Source organism: Winogradskyella jejuensis, from assembly GCF_900129745.1.
In the GTDB taxonomy this organism is placed as follows: Bacteria; Bacteroidota; Bacteroidia; order Flavobacteriales; family Flavobacteriaceae; genus Winogradskyella; species Winogradskyella jejuensis.
In genome coordinates this window covers 1,230,834-1,252,957 of record NZ_FQWS01000001.1, presented here as the reverse complement: position 1 = coordinate 1,252,957, position 22,124 = coordinate 1,230,834, and the positions used below count along the sequence as shown (strand labels likewise).

Sequence of the window (22,124 nt, the reverse complement as noted above, 5' to 3'; positions counted from 1 at the left end):
ATTATGAAAAGCACTAAACCATATTACGCTGTTATCTTCACCTCCACAAAAAATGAGGATATTAAAGGTTATGCTGAACTGGCAAACAAAATGGAAAATCTTGCCAAGCAACAAGACGGTTATTTAGGAATTGAAAGTGCGCGCTCCGAAGTCGGAATCACAGTAAGTTACTGGGGAAGTTTAGACGCCATAAAGCAATGGAAACAAAACGCTGAGCATCTATTTGCACAACAAAAAGGCCGTGAACAATGGTATAATTGGTATAAAGTGCGCATTTGCAAAGTAGAACGTGAGTATGAGTTTGAGAGATAATAGTCCAAATATTGAAACTTATAAACTACATAAAACGCAATAAAATCAAAAGCGCAATCATCTGTATTGCGCTTGCCGCCTATTACTTCTGCTTACCAAAGCAACTTTTTAAGGACCCAACAGCAACCGTAATTACAAGCAATTCTAATCAATTATTAGGTGCCCTAATTGCAGATGACGGACAATGGCGATTTCCAGAAACGGACAGTATTCCAGAAAAATTTAAAATTTGTATTCTTCAGTTTGAAGACGATTATTTTTATAAACATCCTGGATTTAACCCTATTTCCATATTTAAAGCACTAAAGCAAAACATAAGTTCTGGAGAAATAAAACGTGGTGGAAGTACCATTACACAGCAAGTCATTCGCTTATCACGAAAAGGACAAAAACGTACCTATTTTGAAAAATTGAAAGAGCTTATTTTGGCTACGCGATTAGAATTTCGACATTCGAAAGACGATATTTTAAATCTATACGTAAGTCACGCGCCATTCGGCGGAAATGTGGTAGGTATTGATGCTGCAGCTTGGCGTTATTTTAATAGAAACGTTTCAGATTTGTCTTGGGCAGAAAGTGCAACATTAGCTGTTTTACCCAATGCACCGAGTTTAATTTATCCTGGTAAAAACCAAGAACGGTTACTAAAAAAACGTAATCGTTTATTGAAAAAAATCTATGATAATGGCACGATTGACAAATTGACTTACGAATTATCTATAGCTGAAGGTCTGCCTCAAAAACCATATCCTTTACCTCAGATTGCGCCACATTTACTTCAAAAAATTGCAAAAACATATAAAGGAAAACGGATAAAAACCACACTAAATGTTAGCTTACAAGAACAAGCCAATGGCATTGTAAAACAGCATTATAATCAATTAAAACAGAACGAAATTCATAATATTTCGGTGTTGGTTTTGGATGTGAAAACACGAAAAGTACTTAGCTACATTGGTAACTCGCCAACGGATAAAGCGCATCAAAAAAATGTAGATATCATTGACAAACCGAGAAGTACAGGAAGTATTCTAAAACCATTTCTATACGCTTCAATGCTTGATGCTGGCGATATTTTACCAAATACGTTGGTGGCTGATATTCCTACGCAATTTGGGAGTTACCAACCCGAAAATTTCAACAAAGAATTTGATGGCGCCGTGCCTGCGGATATGGCTTTATCACGCTCGCTGAATGTCCCTGCTGTTCGAATGCTTCAAGATTTTGGTTTGGATAGATTTTATCAATATTTAAAGCAGTTGAAACTTAAGGATGTGAAGTATAATGCCAATCATTACGGCTTATCATTAATTCTAGGTGGTGCGGAAAGCAACTTGTGGGATTTGTGCAAAAGTTACGCGGCAATGGCTTCTACATTAAATCATTTTAATGAAAATTCAAGTCAATATTATACGAAGGAATTTTGTGAGCCTACGTTTTCTAATTCAGCAGTAAACTTTGGAAAACTTTCTCAGGAAAAAACCATTTTTGACGCCGCCTCTATCTATCATACGTTTGAAAGTATGAAGCAAGTCAATCGCCCAGAAGAAGATGATAGTTGGGAATATTATGACTCATCTCAAGAGATTGCTTGGAAAACAGGAACAAGTTTTGGGTTTAGAGATGCTTGGGCTATTGGCGCCACGAAAGATTATGTGGTTGGCGTTTGGGTTGGCAATGCTGATGGCGAAGGTCGACCAGGTTTGGTTGGTGTACAAACTGCTGCGCCAATTTTATTCGATGTGTTTGATTTACTCCCAAAAAGTACTTGGTTTGATAAACCATATGACGAAATGATTGAAGTACAAATTTGCGATAAAAGTGGTTATCGCGCATCTTCAATATGCGATGTGGTGTCTTCAAAATTTATTCAAATTAGTGGACAAAAAACGGAACCTTGTCCGTATCATAAACTGGTACATTTAGATGCTTCGAAGCAATTTCAGGTGAATTCGTCTTGCGAGGATATTTTAAATATAAAAAGTGAGTCTTGGTTTACGCTTCCGCCATTACAAGCGTTTTATTACAAAAGTAAAAATCCATTTTATAAAGACTTACCACCATTTCGAAGCGACTGCAAAGCGTCTACTTCTGTAGCTATGGAGTTTATTTACCCAACGCAACAAAGCACCATTTTTTTACCAAAAGATTTTGATGGAAACACAAATGATTTAATCTTAAAAGTAGCACATTCAAAACCAGAATTGGAGCTCTTTTGGTATATTGATGAAACTTATGTTGGCAAAACAAAAGACCTTCATGATATGGCGGTTTTACCGAAACCAGGAAAGCACACGATTACGGTTGTTGACGAATTGGGGAATGAATTGAAGCATGAGATAACAATTTCGGACTAGATTTATTACTGTTTTATAAGCTTGTATTATGTACTTTTGTGTAACTAACTAATTACACACTATGGAAACACTTCAGTTTATTCATTCTTATTGGGCCTATTTAGTTTTATTAGTCTTGGTCCTAGCAACACTTAATGCACTATTTAAATTCTTTGGAGATAAAGAATTTGACGCAAAAGATTTTAGAATTTCATTGTTTGCATTAATAACAATGCACATTCAGTTACTTATAGGCATCATTCTTTGGTTTACAAAAGGTTATTTTGATGAACTATCTGTTGGAGAAGTTATGAAAAACGATGCTATAAGAAAGTTAGCTGTTGAGCATCCTTCAACTATGTTAATTGCTGTGGCTTTAGTTACTATTGGCTACTCAAAACATAAAAAGAAACTGGTGTCTAAACCAAAATTTAAAATACTTTCTATTTTTTACACTATAGCTCTAGCACTTGTTCTCTATATGATTCCTTGGAATCTGTGGTTTTAGATAAACGCATAAAAAAGGCTTCAAAACTAATTGAAGCCTTTTTATTTTCAGAAAGTTGAAAGCATTATTCAACCTCCTTTATAAGATAAACATAAACCGGGAAGTGATCACTAAATCCTCCTGTGTAGCCTCCATCAGCAAAACTTCTAAATGGATAACCTTCGTATCTTCCTCGTGGATTTGTTAAGTATTGTTTATTATAAATTCCTGCTTTAAAAAATCTGAAAGAAGAATAATCCTTTTCTAGTAAAGGCGCAGTCACCATAATTTGGTCAAATAAACTCCATGCGTCACGATATGCTGTCGTACCAAGACCTTTCTTCCTAAACATATTTTCATAAGGATTGTAGATACCTTTTAGCTTTACGCGCTTTTTATTGGCTTGTGCTTTAAGTACGTCTTTTACACTAGCATTTGTTGGGTCATCGTTTAAATCTCCCATGATTAGAATCTTAGCATAAGGGTCGTTAGACTGCAAAGAATCTACTAAACGCTTAGTCACTTTTGCCGCAGCAACACGCTTTGGTCTACTTCTAGCCTCTCCACCACTTCGAGATGGCCAGTGATTTACTATAACATGGATATCATCTCCATCTAATTTTCCACTAACCAATAATTGGTCTCTTGTATATTTACGTTTTCCTGTCTGATCATCAAAAATCTTTAATTCATGAGAGCTAGAATTTGTGGGCTGAAATAATGCTTTTTGATAAAGTAATGCTACATCAATACTTCTAGCATCAGGGCCATCAAAATGTATAATTCCGTAATCCTTTCCTAATAGTAAAGGATTGTTTACAAGATCCTCTAAAACTTTTCTGTTTTCAATTTCACATACCCCAATAATTGCTGGAGCGTTTCTACTCATTTCACCACGTCCAATTTCGGCAAGAACACGAGCCATTCCTTTTACTTTCTTTTCGTAAACTTCAGATCGATTAGCAGCTGCCATTTCCATAATCGGACTAGCCTCATCGTATTTCGTTGGGTCGTTAATCGTATCAAACAAGTTTTCTAAGTTATAGAAAGCCACGGTGTGGATTTTAAATTTCTTTTCCTGCGCATTTACCGTGAATGCTAAGAAAAGAGCAACTAATACAAGGGGGAATTTTAAAAATTTCATTTAGTAATGTTATATAATTGTAAAGCCTAGAGCAAATTAGATGCCAAAAGTATGTATTTATTATAAATAATGTAAATTTGCATCCCCTTAAAATTTTTGTTAAGGGTTTCTTAAATTAAACAATATAAAACTAGGCATGAAAAAAAGTTTTTTACTCTTTCTGTTTGGAATAGCTTTTTCGCTAGTAAGTTTTGCTCAGCAAACTCTAGTTAAAGGAAGTGTTTTAGATGGAACAACAGGAGAACCTATTCCTGATGTTACTGTAACTATCGAAGGTACAGAACTAAGTACGATTACTGATGCCAAAGGTGAATTTAGCTTTTCTGCTAATGTCCCTTTAGGTGAACAGGTACTTAAAATTGAAAAAGTAGGTTACGAAACTAAGCGTTACCCAATTGTAGTTAATCAGGGTAAAACTGTTGATATTTCAGGAATGACTCTTGATTTTGACCCAACAGACAAGAAAGATTTGTACACCATTTCTATTTCCGATGACAACTTAAACAGTGAAGACGATGGTCTTACTGACAACGTTTCTGGATTACTACAAGCCTCTAGAGATGTGTTTTTAAGTGCTGCTGCATTCGACTTTAGCGCAACATTCTTTAGACCAAGAGGTTTAGACAATGCCAATGGTAAAGTACTTATCAATGGTATTGAAATGAACAAGCAATTCAACGGACGTCCACAATGGGGTAACTGGGGTGGATTAAATGATGTGCAACGTAACCAAGAATTCTCAATGGGTATTTCTGCTAACGATTATAATTTTGGTGATTTAGCAGGTACAAATAACATTATAATGCGTGCTTCTAAATACCGTAAAGGTGGTCGTATATCTTACGCAGCTGCTAACAGAAGTTACCAAGGTCGTATCATGGGTAGTTATAGTTCAGGGCTTTTAGCTGATGGCTGGTCTTATTCTGTGTTATTATCTAGACGTTTTGGTAACCAAGGTTATGTAGATGGTACATTATACGATGCCAACTCCTTTTTCGCAGCAGTTGAAAAGAAAATTAATGATAAACATAGCATTAACTTAACAAGCATCTACGCTCAGAACAGGCGTGGACGCTCTACAGCTATTACTCAAGAAATTTTTGACTTAAAAGGAAGACAATACAATCCATTTTGGGGAGAATTAAATGGTGAGCAGCGCAATTCTAGAATAAGAGAGATAGAAGAGCCAATAGTAATGCTTAACCACTACTGGGATATTTCTAAAAAGGTGCGTTTAAATACAAATGTAGCTTACCAGTTTGGGGAGATAGCCAATACACGTATAGATAATGGAGGTACACGCTTAGTAACTGTTGGAAACGAGAGTGTCTTTTTAGGAGGTGCACGTAACCCAAATCCAGATTATTACCAAAACCTTCCTAGTTTCTTCTTACAAGACCCAAATCCAACAGCTTTTGATTACCAACAAGCGTTTATAGCTCAAGAGGCTTTTGTAAATGACGGGCAACTTAACTGGAATCAACTGTACGAAGCCAATGCAAGTTTAAGAGCTCAAGGTGGTAATTCTTTATACGCTATACAGGCTGATGTCATAGAAGATAAGCAATGGAGCTTCAACTCTATTTTAGATGCGGATTTAGCTGAGAATATTCGTTTAAATGCTGCTGTTAATTATAGAACTTTAAACAGCCAAAATTATGCTAGAGTAGAAGATTTACTTGGAGGTACAGGTTACTTAGATGTAGATTTCTTTGCTGAAGAAGATAATACAACAGACTCTGACGATGTTGCTGCAGATTTAGCACAGAGTGATTTAAGAAATCCTAACCGTATCGTAAGAGAAGGTGACCGTTATAAATACAACTACGAGATAAACGCTGAAGTAGCCAGTGCATTTGCACAAGCGCAGTTTAAATACAATAAAATAGATTTTTATTTAGGTGGAAATATTTCGAGAACTACATACCAAAGAAATGGGATTTTTGAAAATGGCTTTTTCTCTGGAGAAGGACCAACAGGTTCATTTGGTAAAAGTGAGGAATTAGAATTTACAAATTATGGTGTTAAAGCTGGCTTTACTTATAAAATTACTGGTAAGCACTTATTAGACGTAAATGCTAGTAAATTTACAAAAGCACCTGGTATTAGAAATTCGTTTAGTAATGCTAGACAGACAAATGCAACTGTTACTGGTCTAGAAAGCGAAGACATTCAGTCTTTAGATGTAAGTTATATCTACCGTTCGCCAATAGTAAAAGCCAGAGTTACTGGTTTTTATTCTGGTTTTGAAAACGGAAGTGATGTTGGATTCTACTTTACTGAAGATTTAGCTGGTTTAGGTGTTGATAACGGTGATGCTTTTGTCCAAGAGATATTAACGAATGTCGAAAGACGTCATGTTGGTGTAGAAGTTGGTATAGAAGCTCAAGTTACACCTACAATAAAGCTTAAAGGTGCAGCCTCTGTAGGACAGTATACTTTCCAAAATAATCCAGATTTATACCTAACTAGTGTAAACTTCCCAGGTCAATTGCGTTTTGGTGATGGCACAACTAACCTTAAGGATGTTCACGTTGCTGGAGGACCAGAACGCGCCTTCCAAGTTGGTTTCGAATATCGTGACCCAGACTTCTGGAATATAGGAGTTACGAGTAATTTCTTCTCTAATGCTTATATAGATGTTAGTAATTTGGCAAGATCTGCTAACTTTACTTCAGATTTTGATGGTAATACATTCAACGACTATGACCCTATTTTAGCTAAAGAATTATTAAAGCAAGAGCAGTTTGATGATTATATGCTTGTAAATATTATAGGTGGTAAATCATGGAAAGTAGATGATTATTTCATCGGTTTCTTTGCTACTATAAACAATGTATTTAATCAAGATTATAGAACAGGTGGTTTTGAGCAATCAAGACTTGCTAACTTTAGAAGAATCAGAGAAGATCAATCTAGAGATAATGGACCTGTTTTTGGTTCGCGTTATTTCTTTGGTAACGGTACAACGTATTACTTAAATGTTTACGTAAGATTTTAATTGAAAAAGAAAAAATAAAACACATAGAAAATGAAAACTTTAAAAATTAATAAATTAATCCTTCTACTTATCGGTTTAGTAGCATTTAATAGCTGTGTAGAAGACGACGATTTTAGCGTTCCTAATACTGCTGTTGTTGAACCTGTATTTACTAATGGTGAACAAATTATTCCTATAAGCTCTGTTGTTGGAAACTTAGCACAAGAGCAAGGGAACAGTTCATTAGATTATTCTGATGACGATACGCTTTTTACTTATCCAACAGACGGTAATGATATTTTAGTAGAAGGTTATGTAATCTCTTCTGATGAGGGCGGTAACTATTTCGAAGAATTAATCCTTCAAAATGCTCCTGAAAGCCCAACAGCAGGTATTAGAGTACTCGTTGATGTTAACCCTTTGTTTATACGTTACGAAGTCGGTCGTAAAGTATTTGTTAAGTTAAATGGCTTAGTAGCTGGTATTTCTAACGGTGTATTAACGGTTGGACCAAGAGATGGTGAGCGCATTGGTAAAATTCCTGCTCCTGTAGAAAATGATTTTATCATTCGTTCTGCTGAAGTTGCAACTATGGTTCCTTTAACTATGGGTATTGCAGATTTTTCTGATGACAAAACAAACTTACTAATCACTTTAGATAATGTACAATTTTTAAAATCTCAAGCTGTAGCACCAAACGCTCAAAGTTATGCTTCTGAGCCTGGAGACCAGTTTGACGGTGAGCGTACTTTAGAAGATTGTGCAACTGGTGCATCTACAACTTTTGCAACTAGCACTTTTGCAGATTTTAAAGGTTTAACACTACCAGCTGGTAGAGGTACAATGACCGCTGTTTTACAGAAAAACTTCTTTGGAGATGAGTTTAACGTTGTTATCAACTCACCAGAAGACGTAGATATGACAGGAGAGCGTTGTGACCCAGTTTTTATTGCAGACTTCCAAGAAGCTACAGACAATACAGATTTTAATACTCCAGGATGGATTAACTTTATCGAAGCTGGTTCTAGACCATGGAGAGAAGATGTATTTAGTGGTAATGGTACGGCGAGATTCTCAGCATTTAGCTCAGGAGATTCTTCAAACATCGGTTGGTTAATTACACCATCTATAGACATGGATGCTCAGAGTGGAGAAGTATTATCTTTTGATATGCAACACGCATTCCCAGATTCTGGTCATGACCCAGTAGAAGTATTATGGTCTAACGATTTTGATGGCACTGAAGCTGGTGTAACAAGTGCAACTTGGACATCATTACCTTTTACTAAAAGTTATATCGTAGATCCGGGTAACTGGTTTACGTTTGTAAATTCTGGACCTTTAGACTTATCGTCTGTAACTGGTACTGCATACATTGCCTTTAGATATACAGGTAGTGATACTGCTAACCAAAACATGACTATAGATTTAGACAACGTTAAAATCACTGTACTTTAATTAGTTATTTGATTTAATCATAAATAAAACCGTACCTGATTAGGTGCGGTTTTTTATTTTTACAATTAATTATGTTTGATACATTTTACATTTCTTTTTTAAACTACACCAAATCCAAACTAGGTCGCAAGGCTATGCAACTATCCTTACATTATATAAGTGTTGTTGAAATAGCATTTTTCGGTCTAATAGCATGTTTCTTTGCTGCTTTTGCTAGTCAGCTTAATATGGGTCAAATAAGCTCAGAAAAAGCTGTAATACTTTCTTTAATATGTGTGCTATTCATTTACTTAAAAAACTGGATGCGTTATAACGGAAAACGAAGAAATGTTCTAAACGCTAAATCAAAAAGGCAAAAGATTCAACCATGGAAACTTATAGTTTTACCTTTAGCTTTTATAATTCTAGCCTTAGTATTTTTACAAGCTATATAAAAGAAAAAACGCCACCGAAAAGGATAGCGTTTAATACAATATTATTATTTAATTGTAGTTAAGCTTTTTCAGCCTTACAACATGCCTTTTTGCAATCTTTAGCACAAGCCATTTTTTCCTTCTCTTCTTTAGATTTGTCTTTACAACAATCCATCTTACAATCTGCTTTGCATTCTTTTTTCTCAGAAGAAAACGCATCTACGTTTTTAATGTCTTTTACCTCGTAGATATCACTCACTTTACCAACGGCTTCTTTTAGAGAATTTGGTGAAACCTTAGCCTCATCGTATTCTACCATAGCTAATTTTTTATCGAAGTCTACTTTAGCCATTTTTACACCTTCCATTTTAGCCATTTTCTTTTCAATGGTTTTGGCACATCCTACAGCACAAGTCATACCTTCAATATTAAACTCAACTTTAGCATATGTAGCATTTGGGTCTAAAGCTTGCTTGGTCTCTTTTTTAGCAATCTCAACTGTTTTTACTTCTGGTTCAGAATTGTTTTTACATGCAATAACAACTAATGCTAGTGCAACGACCGTAATAATATTTTTGAAAATTTTCATAATTACTAAATTCTTATTTGAAACAAATCTAATAAATACAAGGTTTCTTGAAAAATAATTAACGAATTTTGTGACCTCTAACCAGCATTTATGAAAAACATTAACACCAAATGGCTTTATCTCATCATTTTATCGATTATTTGGGGGAGTTCTTTTATACTTATTAAGAAATCGCTTTTAGGGCTAACGCCTTTTCAAATTGGGTCTTTACGAAATGTTCTTACAGGTGGGATTTTACTTATTTTTGGTTATAGTAGCTTAAAACAAATAAAAAAACCGCAATGGAAATGGATAGCTATCTCTGGATTTTTGGGTTCTTTTTTTCCAGCATTTTTATTTGCCATAGCTGAAACTGAAATTGATAGTGCGGTTACTTCTATATTAAATTCTTTAGTACCGCTTAATACCGTTTTGATGGGTGTCGCTGTGTTTAAAATTACATCTACTCGTAGGCAAGTATTTGGAATTATTGTAGGGTTTATTGGTACTGCGATTCTAATTTTAAAAGGCTCTGAGATTAATCCAAACCAAAATTATCTCTATGCCGGTTTTATTATTATTTCAACTTTAATGTACGCTGCCAATGTAAATATTATAAAACGTTATTTACAAGATGTTAAGCCACTGACAATTGCTGCGGGTAATTATGTGTTTATCATTGTACCAGCACTTATCGTATTACTATTTACAGATTTTTTCTCTGCGTCGACTTTTAATTCTGAAACTATTTGGACGGCTATCCTTTGCGTCATTATTTTATCTGTATTTGGCACCGCTTTAGCCAAGGTATTATTTAATAAATTGATACAAATATCTTCTCCAGTTTTTGCGACTTCTGTGACCTATTTAATGCCTATTGTAGCAGTAATTTGGGGACTCTTAGATGGCGAAGCTTTTACTCCAATGCAAGGTATTGCAACACTTATCATTTTAACTGGAGTTTACATTTCCAATACTAGAAAAACATAAAAAAACCGAAGCCTCTTGACTTCGGTTTTTAATGTATTTATATACAGACTTCTAGTTGAAATCTTCGGCTGTTACGCCTTCGTTAATTTTAATCTCTGACATATTAAATTCTAAGACTTGTGGTCCTGCATTGACCTTCATAGTTTGTGGCATCATAACTCCATTTACTTCTTTATAGTTAGAGTAATCCGTCACAGTGGTAATTGTTTGTCCTTGAACTTCGTTAGTTTCTTCAGTCCTAATTAATAATCCTGAATCAGCCGCATAGTATCTCGCTGATGATTTACCATCTTTTGTTACTACAATTTTGTATGCATCTGTACCGTCAACATCTGTTAGACTTTCTAATGCAATATTTGAAGCTTCCATATATATCTCAGGGAATAAACCTTTTTCTGATTTACGTGAGTTAACATCATCATCTGACATTGGTATTTTTTGTCCTTGTTGCTCTTGGTAACCAGACTTCCCATCAAATTTTTGTTTCATGACAGTTCCCATACCCTCTATGGCCATTTCCATAGAGAACATATTAGGCGCCATTTGTTTAATCGTAGCCTTTGGCTTAAATGGTGCGCCAGTGATTGTAACATCAGCAACCGTTAGTGTAGACTTTACATCTCTCAATAAAGCTTCGCCCCCAATAGCCTTAACATAATTCTTTACAACATCAGAAGCAGTTAAACCTTCTGGTAATGGCTTAGAAAATACTGGTTTTTCTGTAGCATTAGCATACTTGTCGTAATATTTAATTGGTAAGCCTACTTTTTCAAGATTTTCAATAACATCAGCACCTTTACCAACGATAACAACTCTGGCATTATCTACACTAAAGTATTTGTTAGCCACACGCTGTACATCTTCTATAGAAACCTTATTGATGTTTTCTAAATAGTTTGCATAAAAATCTTCTGGTAAGTTATTACGCTTAATGTTTAACGCATAGCTTGCAATTGTTTGTGGACGCTCTAAACGCATTACAAAATTACCAACATATTTAGCTTTAGCATCTTTTAAATTTTGTGGATCAACTGGCTCTGTTCTTATACGCTTAATCTCTTTAAGAAACTCTACTACAGCACTATCAGTTACCGCGTTACGCACTTTTGCGCTTGCATTGAAACGAGATACACCATAACGGTTAGCTCCTAAACTAGAGTAAGCTCCATACGTATACCCTTTGTCTTCACGAAGGTTTTTAAATAAATAACCTTCGCCTCCACCACCAAGGATGTTATTGGCCATAAGTGCGGCAAAATAATCGTCATCACTTTGTTTTAAGCTAACATTATTTGTCACAGAGATATTAGACTGTGTCGCATTGGGCATATCCACAAAGTTGATTTCAGTATTAGAAACATTAGATGTTAATTCAGGATTAGGAATAACCGGTAGGTTTTCAACTTTCTCCCATTTTCCAAAATATTTCTTTAATTGTTTTTTTGCTGTTTTTGTATCGATATCGCCAACTACAACAATATAGGCATTGTTAGGAGCAAAACGCACCTTGTAAAAATCTAATACATCTTGGTAGGTTACGTTGTTTACGGTTTTTTCTGTCGTAAACTCACCATACACATGATTTTTACCATATGATAAAGCGCCACCAACTCTACTAGCAGCTGCATCAAGACTTTTCTCGTTAGATTTTAAATTCTCAATAAGTTTATCCTTTTCTTTGTTAAACTCTTCTTCTGTTAATAAAGGATTGATTGCGGCATCAGCCATAAGTTCAACAATACGGTCTGCGTATTTTACTAACCCACTACCAAAACCTCCACTAGAACTAAAACTAATATTTGCTCCAAGGAAGTCCACCTCATCATTAAAATCGTCTTTAGAAATAGACGTTGTTCCATTACCTAACATTGCGGATAAAATACTAGCAACACCTGCTTTATCTCCTTCTTTGTAAGGGTTATTATCAATACTTAACTGATAAGATACTCGAGGTAATTTGTTGTTTTCGACAACCATTACCGTAATTCCGTTTTTAAGCTTAAACTCGTCTGGTTTCTCTAAATTAATTGTAGGTTCTGGTCCTGCTTTTGGCATTTGAGAACGGTCTATTTGTGCATTAACGCCAAAAGATAGTAAAGCAACCCCTACAAACGCAGCTAATTTTAATTTTATATTCTTCATCTTATTTTTCGTCTTTTTTAGGTAAGTACTGGATTTCAACACGTTGATTTGGGCTCAAATATTTTGCTGCCACATCTCTAATTTCTTCTCTAGTAATAGAGCGGTATAAATCTAATTGTGTATTAATTAAATTAACATCTCCATACAACAAATAATAGGTTGCTAAAGAACTTGCAATACCAGCAACGCTAGAATTAGAGTTTACGAATTGATTTTCAAACTGGTTTTGAAGTTTTTGATAATCACGCTCAGAGATTAATTCTGTTTGCATTTTAGCAATCTCTTCGTCCATTTCAGCTAAAAGCGTGTCGAGTGTTGTTTCTCCTTGAGGTAAAGCAAATAAAGCAAAGATGTTGTAATCTACTTGACCTAAATTAACAGCTTGCACTGCTAAAGCCTGTTGTTGATTATCTACTAATTTCTTGTATAAAACCGAACTTTTTCCTCCACTTAAATATGAAGAAATCATATCTAATACATATGCATCTCTAGACGCTTGGCCTGGTAATCTGTATGCTGCCAATATCGCAGGAATTTGAATGTTTGGGTCGTATGCTGTTACCTTCTTTGTTTCGGTAATAGGTGTTTCTTTTGGAAAGTTTCTAACGACTTCTGGCTTAGGCTTTACAGCACTAAAATATTGTTTTACTAATTCTTTAGTTTTTTCTTTATCAATATCGCCTGCTACAATTAATACAGCGTTATTAGGTCCATAATATTTCTCGAAATAAGCATTAAACTCCTCGAGTGTTGCTGCATCGAGGTCTTCCATAAAACCAATATTAGGGTCTTTATAAGGGTGAACCTCAAATAAGTTATTACCAATAACTTCTAATAATTTTCCATAAGGTCTGTCATAACTTTGGCGCTTTTCTTCTTTTACAACTTCATTTTGTGTATCAACACCTACCTGGTCAATTACAGGGTGAAGCATACGCTCAGACTCTAACCATAGACCTAACTCTAATTTATTAGAAGGGAAAATCTCATAATAATAAGTTCTGTCTTGCGATGTTGTGGCATTAAACGTACCTCCGTTTGCAGGAATAATTTTCATAAATTCTCCACGCTCGATATTCTCAGAGCCTTCGAATAAAAGGTGCTCAAAAAAGTGAGCGAAACCCGTTCTACCTTCCTCACGGTCTTTACCTCCAACATCATACATTACTGTTGTAGCAACTACTGGCGCGGTATTATCTTGATGCAAAATAACGTGGAGACCGTTATCTAAATCAAATTCTTCAAACTCTACCTTTTGTGCTGAGGCTGAGTAGCCTACAAACATCAAAAGGGCTAAACTTAATAAGCTTCTTTTCATTTTTGGTGTTTTATTTAATAAAAGTTTCAAATGTTTGTCTTGCTGAAGTGATTATTGTTACAGCAATTCCCACAAAAATAGCGAACAAAAAAGCTTTTTCTTCTAAATAAAATGTAAAATATATAGGTCTTTTATAAATTGGAAACAAAACAAACTTCAATCATCAAATAATTCGTATTTAAAATATAGCTCAAAACCTTTAAAACGTTTGTGAATTAGTAATTTAAGCGTATATTTGCATCCGCTTTCTGAGAAGAAGGCTTAATTTATTGAATAACAAATTAATAAAAACGTTACGCTATGTACGCAATTGTAGAGATAGCAGGGCATCAATTTAAAGTTGAAAAAGACCAAAAAGTTTTTGTTAACCGTTTAGCAACTGAAGAAGGTAAGAAAGTTTCTTTCGACAACGTTCTTTTAATTGGTGATGGTGACAATGTAACTTTAGGCGCCCCAGCTATAGACGGAGCACAAGTAAGTGCTAAAGTCTTAAAGCACCTTAAAGGTGACAAGGTTATTGTTTTCAAAAAGAAAAGACGCAAAGGTTACCGAGTTAAGAATGGTCACCGTCAAGCACTTTCTGAAATCGTAATCGAAGGTATTACAGCTTCTGGAGCTAAAAAAGCTGCTCCAAAAAAGGAAACTAAAAAAGCTGAACCTAAAGCAGAAGCAAAGCCAGCAGCTAAAAAAGCAGCACCGGCTAAAAAAGCAACTGCAAAAGCAGATGATTTAAAGAAAATTGAAGGTATTGGACCAAAAATTGCTTCTACGTTAGTTGAAGCTGGTATTGCTACTTTCGCTGATTTAGCAAAAGCTAAGCCAGAAGCAATTTCTGAAATTATTGCTGGAGTTCGTGGTAACCATGTTACTGACACTTGGCCAAAGCAAGCTAAATTAGCTGCTGAAGGTAAGTGGGACGAGCTTAAAAAATGGCAAGACGAATTAGATGGTGGTAAAGCGTAATTGCTTAATCGCTCAAGTTTAACAATATAAAACCTTAAGACAATGGCTCATAAAAAAGGAGTTGGTAGTTCTAAAAACGGTAGAGAATCAGAATCGAAACGCTTAGGTGTTAAGATATTTGGTGGTCAAGCTGCTATCGCAGGGAACATTATCATTAGACAACGTGGTAACACGCATCACCCAGGTGAGAACGTATACCAAGGAAAAGACCACACTTTACATGCTAAAGTTGATGGTATCGTAAAATTTACTAAAAAGAAAGACAACAAGTCTTATGTTTCAATTGAGCCTTTTGAAGCTTAATTAAACACTCTTTTATAAATCATTTAAAAAAAACCCTTTCTAGAAATAGAGAGGGTTTTTTATTGCATTTTATTGAATACTTAGAAGAATTTTAAAGAGATGCTGAACTTGTTTCAGCATGACAAATTATAAAACCTACATATTAAACAATCTCCATCTTCTTCAACAAAAAACTCGCATTCATGTTTTGGCAAACACCTTGTTTGAGTTTGTAATCAAAAAAGAGCTCGTCATTAACAATCTTAGCATCAAAAAAGTAGTTTTTTACAGCTTCTAGTTCGCTCTCAATTTCTGTAAGACTTAAATCATGAGTGGCAATAATTCCGGTAGCATTTAATTTAACTAGTTTTTCTACAAACTTTCGTGAACCAATGGCCTTATCAGTACTGTTAGTACCTTTTAAGATTTCATCTAGTATGATGAAATAGTTATTATCCTTTTCTATAGTATCAACCACAAATTTTAAACGTGTCAGTTCACTAAAGAAATAACTGCTATCATCTGTTAAAGAGTCTGTGGTACGCATACTCGTAATGAGTTTAATAGGCTTGTATGTACTCTCTTTTGCACATACTGGCAAACCAACATTGGCCATAACAATATGCAAAGCTACGGTTCTTAAAAAGGTACTTTTCCCTGCCATATTTGCACCTGTGACTATAAAGAATTGCTCTTGCTGTAAATTTAAGTCACTATCTACACGCTTAGCTGAATTTAAAAGTGGGTGACCTAAGTCTTTAGCAAAGATTGTATGTTCAGAATCCAAAATTTTAGGATATGAGAAATCCTGATGATTAAAAGCATAATTTCCTAAACTGTTATAAGCATCAAAGAAAGTAACAACTTCAAACCAATCTTCAATCTTATGAGCGTAGGTGTTAATCCATTGTTCTATGTAGTAAGTTTGCCTTATATCCCAGAGGAAATAACCATTCCCAAATATGGCAGAAATCAAATTGTTTCGGTTATCTAAAGCATCGATGTGTTTAGAAAACTTTGAAAAAATTTCTGACGCTTTTTTTCCGTCTGATTCAATTTTATGTTGTTGCTCTTTTAAAAGTTCTGACTTAAAAGTGGTATTCTCAATGGCACTTAGAAGTTGTGCATATTGTCTAAAAGTTTCCTTTGCTTTTGATGTATGAAGAGAAACATTATTTATTCGCTTTAGAAAATGACCCGTTAATCCTAAACCAAGTAATAGCCAATACCCAAAATAGGCTATTGGAATCATTTCAACCACTGCCAACCCAAAAATGACTAAAGACATAAGACTAAATACAATGGTAATTAAAAACCAAGTTTTACTTAAAAAAGGCTTGTAATCTTTGAGCCACGAGATAATACGACTTGCAGAATGTTCTACAGTGACGCCTTGCGCTACAGCTGTATAATTTTGATACCACTCCGGTGTTTCTGCCAATTCTTTTATAGCGTCTTGACGCTTTGGAATATCCGTTATCTCATTAGACAAAAGAGTATTAACGAGCTTTTGAGTACCTTCTTTAATGGTTGTTCTGTTAATAAACTGAAAGAAAGACCCTTTACCAAACAAGTCGATATCCAAACTGTAAAAATGCTTTGAATTTTGATATTCTGAGCCATCTGCTCTATTGTGAAAATCGCCTGAAGCTATTTGAAGCTCTGTCTCATTAATCTTTACCAGTCTCTTGTAACGTGCACGCTCCGCTTTTAGATCTGTGTATTTAGATAATAGGTATAGAAAGATAGCAACACCAACAACAGCAATGACTGCTGCTACTTGCCACTGATTGAAGGTAAAATAAATTCCCGCAACGGTAAGCACAAAGACGGTAAGCCTGAATAAGCTAAATAGACTTAAGGTTTTAAAGAGTTGCTTTGCTTTTGCCTTATGCTTTTCTAACTGATTATTATAAAATTCCGTTGGGTTTTGCATGCTTTCTAAATAACACTCGAAATATACTAAAACATAAGGTTAAACCTTAAGAAGATTATAAACTTGAAGCATCTAAGTCCCTAAATACAGCCTGAATTATAGTCACCGCATTTTTGTAAAATTCTGGGGTAATATCTTCAAAATCATCAGTTGGTTTGTGGTAAGCAGCGTGGTCTTCGTTACCAAAGTACAAAAATGGAATATTAGCTTTATGAAAAGGTCCGTGGTCTGAAGAATAGGTCCAATCCATCTTACCGTCTGTACCATCGTGACCAACCAATAGTTTAGCCTGAGTAGGATTTTTAAAATCCTCTATTAAAGATTTCAATTTTTCGGTATAACGGCTGCCCACCACATACAATTCGTTTTTAGGGCTTCGACTAATCATATCCATATTAATATTGGCAATTATTTTTGAATCTTTCATCTTTTCAACAAAATATTTTGCGCCTTGTAAACCCATTTCCTCGGCATCAAAAGCCGCTAATATCACAGAATGTTTTGGTGGATTTTTCTTTAGCATTTCAGCAAATGCAAACAACGCGGCGACACCAGAGGCATCATCATCTGCGCCATTATAAATTTCACCATTTCTGCTACCTAAGTGGTCGTAATGTGCACTTACAACGATATACTTATCAGGAAATACAGTTCCTTTTACAACACCTAAAACATTGACAGCTTCAATTTCTTTATCACGGTTTTTGAATGTGAATTGATGCTCAAATTTTCCAAAAGTTTTTACTTCTTGGGCTTTAAATTGTTCAATAATGTATACTCTAGCTTTTTCTGCACCTACAGTTCCTGTTTTCCGACCTTCAAAAGCATCAGAGCTTAAGGTTTTAATATGATTTAATAGTGCTATGTCATCATATAAAACCTCAGTTTTATCTGGCTGCGTTACTTCTTTTGGTTGTGTGGCTTTCTGACCACAAGACGTGAAAAAGATTACCGTAAAAAGTAAGATTGAAAATTTATAAAATTTCATTTTAGAATCGTGATTTATCATTTGATTTGGGGCATAAAAAAATCCTAAGCTAAACTTAGGATTTTTTTAGACGTTATAATTTCTTATTCGTTCATTAACCTTTTAAACTAGCTGAAAGGTATTCACGATTCATACGTGCAATATTCTCTAAAGAAATTCCTTTAGGACATTCTACTTCACAAGCTCCTGTGTTTGTACAGTTACCAAAACCTTCTTCATCCATTTGCTTTACCATGTTAAGTACACGGTCAGTTGCTTCTACTTGACCTTGTGGTAAAAGCGCAAACTGAGATACTTTTGCTGATACAAATAACATAGCAGATGAGTTTTTACAACTCGCTACACAAGCACCACATCCAATACATGTTGCTGCATCAAAGGCTTTATCTGCATTTTCTTTTTCAATAGGAATAGCATTTGCATCTTGCGTATTACCTGAAGTGTTTACAGATATAAATCCTCCTGCTTGCTGAATTCTGTCAAAAGAAGAACGGTCTACAATCAAGTCTTTTACAACCGGAAATGCTTCTGCTCTCCATGGCTCTATATAAATGGTATCGCCGTCTTTAAAACTACGCATGTGCAGTTGACATGCTGTAATTTTTGTTGCCGGCCCATGTGCACGTCCATTAATATACAAAGAACATGTTCCGCAAATACCTTCTCTACAGTCGTGATCAAAAGCTACTGGCTCTTCGCCTTTTCCTATGAGCTCTTGATTTAAAACATCTAGCATTTCAAGAAATGACATGTCTGGAGAAATACCACTAAGTGGATAATCTACCATCTTTCCTTTGTCACTAGCGTTTTTTTGACGCCATATTTTTAACGTTAAATTCATCATAGCAATTTTTCTTTTTATTGTTCTATGCGACCCTGATTTGATTGTTGTTGTGCTTCAAAATCGAAACCCACTTTTTCAAAATCGATGTCTAATCCTCCTGTTTTCTTAAGAATGAAGTTTAAAAGTGATGTAGCAATCAATGTAACTACAAATATGATAACTCCATAAAAAATTATTCCAAAAAGCATCCCAATAATTCCTCCTCCTAAAATAGCTGCTCCAGCTCCAAAAGACTCAGAGCCTGCACCTATTCCTATGGCAGAAAAGATTAGTAAAAATGGAACAAAGACGATTAACATGATTGTAAGTGTTAAAGCAGTCGTGATTAAAGCATACTTTACTGGGTCAACTCTTTTTAATTTTAATTTTAAAATGTTAGAATTCATAATTGATTATTGATTGGTTAGTTAGTTGTTATTAAAGTTCATATCAGCTGTAAGCCTTTTTATTTTAGAATTAGTATTATCCTTAATTCTATTATATGCTTTCATAGCTTTTTCGATATTTTCCTCTTTTTCAGATGTTCTATCGGCTTCTACAATGTTGGCGTTAATGTGTTTTTTAAGCACTTTATTGACACGCTTTACATGTCTTTTGTTGTTTGGCGTATACGGCTCAACACCAACAGCAGCGATAAACATACCCATCTTTGCTCTTAAATCTATAACGTATGTTTTACCAGCTTCAAGATTAGCTTCTACGTAATCTCTATTCTCTGAAGCAGCCCAAAATAAATGTTCTCCTGGGTCACATTCGTATGTGAAATAGGCTCTAGAAGGCAATGCACCTAAGAACAAATCTTTGTCATAAACTCTAAAGTTCATGGCACCTCCAAGGTCATTACTTCTCATGATGTAGACCATAGCTTTACCTTCTGATGGTTTTTTTAAAGTTTGAGAAAAACCACTGAACGTGAATAAAACTATTATTAGTGAGATTACATATTTCATAAACTTTCTATTTATACGAACGTTCTTTTACTTCAATATTTTCGTATTTCAACTCTTCTTTATGGTGAACAGCTTCACTAGGTTTTCCTTTGTATTCCCATGCAGATACATATTGGAACTCAGGAACTCTTAATGCTTCACCAGATTCTGTCTGATACTCTTCTCTAAAGTGACCACCAGCTGATTCTTCGCGCTCCAAAGCATCTTTTGCAAATAACTCTCCTAATTCTAAGAAGTCTGCAACACGACCTGCTTTAGCTAATTCTTCGTTATACTCTGCATCTGTTCCAGGTACAAAAACGTCTTTGTAGAATTCTTCTCGTAAAGCAGCAATCTCAGTAATCGCTTCTTTTAGCTCTTTCTCATTACGTGCCATTCCGCATTTATTCCACATGATTTTACCTAATTTCTTGTGGAAATAATCTACAGACTTAGAGCCTTCGTTATTGATAAGTTTGTCAATATCACCTCTTACTTTTTCTTCTGCTTCATCAAACTCTTTAGTATCTGTAGGGATTGGTCCTGTTCTAATATCGTGAGCTAGATAGTCTCCAATAGTATAAGGCAATACAAAATAACCATCTGCTAAACCTTGCATTAATGCCGAAGCTCCCAAACGGTTAGCGCCATGATCAGAGAAATTAGCTTCTCCGATAGCATATAAACCAGGCACAGTAGTCATTAGGTTATAATCTACCCAAAGGCCACCCATAGTGTAGTGAACAGCAGGATAAATCATCATTGGTGTTTCGTATGGATTCTGATCTACGATTTTTTCGTACATCTGGAATAAATTTCCGTACTTATTCTCTACCACTTTTTTACCTAAATCCGTAACTACCTTTTTGTCATCAACATCAAGTCCTTTAACATAGGCTTGTTCTTTTCCATAACGCTCAATTGCCGCTGCAAAATCTAAGTAAACAGCCTCTCCTGTTTGGTTAACACCATAACCAGCATCGCAACGCTCTTTAGCTGCCCTTGAGGCAACATCACGCGGCACCAAGTTTCCGAATGCAGGATAACGACGCTCTAAATAATAATCTCTATCTTCTTCTGCTAAATCAACAGGTTTTAAACTTCCGTTTCTTATAGCTTCTACATCTTTTTTGTGCTTTGGCACCCAAATACGTCCATCGTTACGTAACGACTCTGACATCAATGTTAATTTAGATTGATGGTCTCCAGAAACAGGAATACATGTTGGGTGAATCTGAGTGTAACATGGATTTGCAAAGAATGCACCACGTTTGTGCGCTTTCCATGCAGCCGTTACATTACTGCCCATAGCATAAGTTGAAAGGTAAAATGCATTACCATAGCCACCTGTTCCTAAAACAACAGCATGAGCTGAATGTCTTTCAGTCTCACCAGTAACTAAGTTGCGCGCAATTATTCCGCGAGCTTTACCATCAACTACTACAACGTCTAACATTTCGTGACGCGTGTACATTTTAATTTTTCCACGGCCAATCTGACGGTTCATAGCTGCATAAGCACCTAGCAATAACTGTTGTCCTGTCTGTCCTTTGGCATAGAATGTTCTTGACACTAATACGCCACCAAAAGAACGGTTATCTAATAAACCACCATATTCTCTAGCAAAAGGTACACCTTGCGCTACACATTGGTCAATAATATTTGTAGATACCTCAGCCAAGCGATAAACATTAGCCTCACGAGAACGATAATCACCCCCTTTTACCGTATCGTAAAATAAGCGGTATGTAGAATCTCCATCACCTTGATAGTTTTTTGCTGCATTAATTCCGCCTTGCGCTGCAATAGAGTGCGCACGTCTTGGCGAATCTTGAAAACAAAATGCCTTTACGTTATAACCAAGCTCTGCTAAGGTTGCTGCAGCAGAACCTCCAGCTAAACCTGTACCAACAATTATAACATCTATAAGACGTTTGTTAGCAGGATTAACTAAGTTAATCTCATTTTTATGTTTTGTCCACTTGTCCGCTAAAGGACCTTCTGGTATTTTAGAATCTAATATTGACATTGTCT

19 protein-coding genes are annotated in these 22,124 nt (G+C 35.3%); 9 read left to right on the top strand and 10 right to left on the bottom strand.

What is annotated here, in order from left to right; translation table 11 throughout:
• Positions 1-3: 3 nt before the first annotated feature.
• The 3 genes from BUB95_RS05850 to BUB95_RS05840 all read left to right on the top strand — a co-directional run bounded on the left by BUB95_RS05850 (position 4) and on the right by BUB95_RS05840 (position 3,156).
• Positions 4-312: an antibiotic biosynthesis monooxygenase family protein gene (locus BUB95_RS05850; protein ID WP_073084185.1), complete on the top strand. Its 309-nt coding sequence runs from the start codon at positions 4-6 to the stop codon at positions 310-312.
• Between the two features lie 8 nt (positions 313-320).
• Positions 321-2,669: a penicillin-binding protein 1C gene (pbpC, locus tag BUB95_RS05845; RefSeq protein ID WP_073084184.1), complete on the top strand. Its 2,349-nt coding sequence runs from the start codon at positions 321-323 to the stop codon at positions 2,667-2,669.
• 61 nt (positions 2,670-2,730) lie between these two features.
• On the top strand, positions 2,731-3,156 hold the full coding sequence (locus BUB95_RS05840; RefSeq protein WP_073084182.1) for a hypothetical protein: 426 nt from the start codon (positions 2,731-2,733) through the stop codon (positions 3,154-3,156).
• A 64-nt stretch (positions 3,157-3,220) separates the two neighbouring features.
• Here BUB95_RS05840 and BUB95_RS05835 read toward each other — a convergent pair whose 3' ends face one another.
• Positions 3,221-4,279, bottom strand: a complete 1,059-nt coding sequence (locus BUB95_RS05835) for an endonuclease/exonuclease/phosphatase family protein (protein WP_073084180.1) — start codon at positions 4,277-4,279, stop codon at positions 3,221-3,223.
• A 136-nt stretch (positions 4,280-4,415) separates the two neighbouring features.
• Here BUB95_RS05835 and BUB95_RS05830 point away from each other — a divergent pair, with 136 nt between their 5' ends.
• The 3 genes from BUB95_RS05830 to BUB95_RS05820 all read left to right on the top strand — a co-directional run bounded on the left by BUB95_RS05830 (position 4,416) and on the right by BUB95_RS05820 (position 9,151).
• Positions 4,416-7,280: a carboxypeptidase-like regulatory domain-containing protein gene (locus tag BUB95_RS05830; RefSeq protein WP_073084178.1), complete on the top strand. Its 2,865-nt coding sequence runs from the start codon at positions 4,416-4,418 to the stop codon at positions 7,278-7,280.
• Between the two features lie 30 nt (positions 7,281-7,310).
• Positions 7,311-8,717, top strand: a complete 1,407-nt coding sequence (locus tag BUB95_RS05825) for a DUF5689 domain-containing protein (RefSeq protein WP_073084175.1) — start codon at positions 7,311-7,313, stop codon at positions 8,715-8,717.
• Between the two features lie 134 nt (positions 8,718-8,851).
• Entirely contained in the window at positions 8,852-9,151 is a 300-nt protein-coding gene (locus BUB95_RS05820; RefSeq protein ID WP_143185566.1) for a hypothetical protein, read from the top strand.
• A gap of 58 nt (positions 9,152-9,209) precedes the next feature.
• Here the strand turns inward: BUB95_RS05820 and BUB95_RS05815 are convergent, their stop codons facing one another.
• Positions 9,210-9,719, bottom strand: a complete 510-nt coding sequence (locus tag BUB95_RS05815) for a heavy-metal-associated domain-containing protein (RefSeq protein WP_073084170.1) — start codon at positions 9,717-9,719, stop codon at positions 9,210-9,212.
• Between the two features lie 90 nt (positions 9,720-9,809).
• Between BUB95_RS05815 and BUB95_RS05810 the strand changes: the two genes are divergently transcribed.
• Positions 9,810-10,688, top strand: coding sequence for a DMT family transporter (locus BUB95_RS05810; RefSeq protein ID WP_073084167.1), 879 nt, complete (start codon positions 9,810-9,812; stop codon positions 10,686-10,688).
• Between the two features lie 51 nt (positions 10,689-10,739).
• On the opposite strand, the gene BUB95_RS05805 is transcribed toward BUB95_RS05810, so the two are convergent.
• Complete coding sequence (locus BUB95_RS05805; RefSeq protein ID WP_073084165.1) at positions 10,740-12,830, bottom strand: M16 family metallopeptidase; 2,091 nt, start codon at positions 12,828-12,830, stop codon at positions 10,740-10,742.
• Between the two features lies 1 nt (position 12,831).
• Positions 12,832-14,148: a M16 family metallopeptidase gene (locus BUB95_RS05800; RefSeq protein ID WP_073085110.1), complete on the bottom strand. Its 1,317-nt coding sequence runs from the start codon at positions 14,146-14,148 to the stop codon at positions 12,832-12,834.
• A gap of 300 nt (positions 14,149-14,448) precedes the next feature.
• Here BUB95_RS05800 and rplU point away from each other — a divergent pair, with 300 nt between their 5' ends.
• Positions 14,449-15,111 carry a 50S ribosomal protein L21 gene (gene rplU, locus BUB95_RS05795; RefSeq protein WP_073084162.1) on the top strand — a complete coding sequence of 221 codons (663 nt, stop codon included), beginning with the start codon at positions 14,449-14,451 and terminating at the stop codon, positions 15,109-15,111.
• Between the two features lie 42 nt (positions 15,112-15,153).
• Complete coding sequence (gene rpmA, locus BUB95_RS05790; RefSeq protein ID WP_073084160.1) at positions 15,154-15,414, top strand: 50S ribosomal protein L27; 261 nt, start codon at positions 15,154-15,156, stop codon at positions 15,412-15,414.
• A gap of 142 nt (positions 15,415-15,556) precedes the next feature.
• On the opposite strand, the gene BUB95_RS05785 is transcribed toward rpmA, so the two are convergent.
• From BUB95_RS05785 to BUB95_RS05760, 6 genes are all read right to left on the bottom strand, one after another.
• The gene (locus BUB95_RS05785) at positions 15,557-17,329 is read right to left on the bottom strand and encodes a MutS-related protein (protein WP_073084158.1); all 1,773 of its coding nucleotides are present in this window, start codon (positions 17,327-17,329) and stop codon (positions 15,557-15,559) included.
• A gap of 55 nt (positions 17,330-17,384) precedes the next feature.
• Positions 17,385-18,317, bottom strand: a complete 933-nt coding sequence (locus BUB95_RS05780; protein WP_073084155.1) for a M20/M25/M40 family metallo-hydrolase — start codon at positions 18,315-18,317, stop codon at positions 17,385-17,387.
• A gap of 94 nt (positions 18,318-18,411) precedes the next feature.
• Entirely contained in the window at positions 18,412-19,158 is a 747-nt protein-coding gene (locus BUB95_RS05775) for a succinate dehydrogenase/fumarate reductase iron-sulfur subunit (RefSeq protein WP_073084153.1), read from the bottom strand.
• A gap of 17 nt (positions 19,159-19,175) precedes the next feature.
• Positions 19,176-19,547, bottom strand: a complete 372-nt coding sequence (locus tag BUB95_RS05770; protein ID WP_073084151.1) for a hypothetical protein — start codon at positions 19,545-19,547, stop codon at positions 19,176-19,178.
• A gap of 21 nt (positions 19,548-19,568) precedes the next feature.
• A complete protein-coding gene (locus BUB95_RS05765) occupies positions 19,569-20,111 on the bottom strand; it encodes a hypothetical protein (protein WP_073084149.1) in 543 nt (180 codons plus the stop codon).
• Positions 20,112-20,118: 7 nt separating this feature from the next.
• The gene (locus tag BUB95_RS05760; protein WP_073084147.1) at positions 20,119-22,119 is read right to left on the bottom strand and encodes a fumarate reductase/succinate dehydrogenase flavoprotein subunit; all 2,001 of its coding nucleotides are present in this window, start codon (positions 22,117-22,119) and stop codon (positions 20,119-20,121) included.
• Positions 22,120-22,124 lie beyond the last annotated feature (5 nt).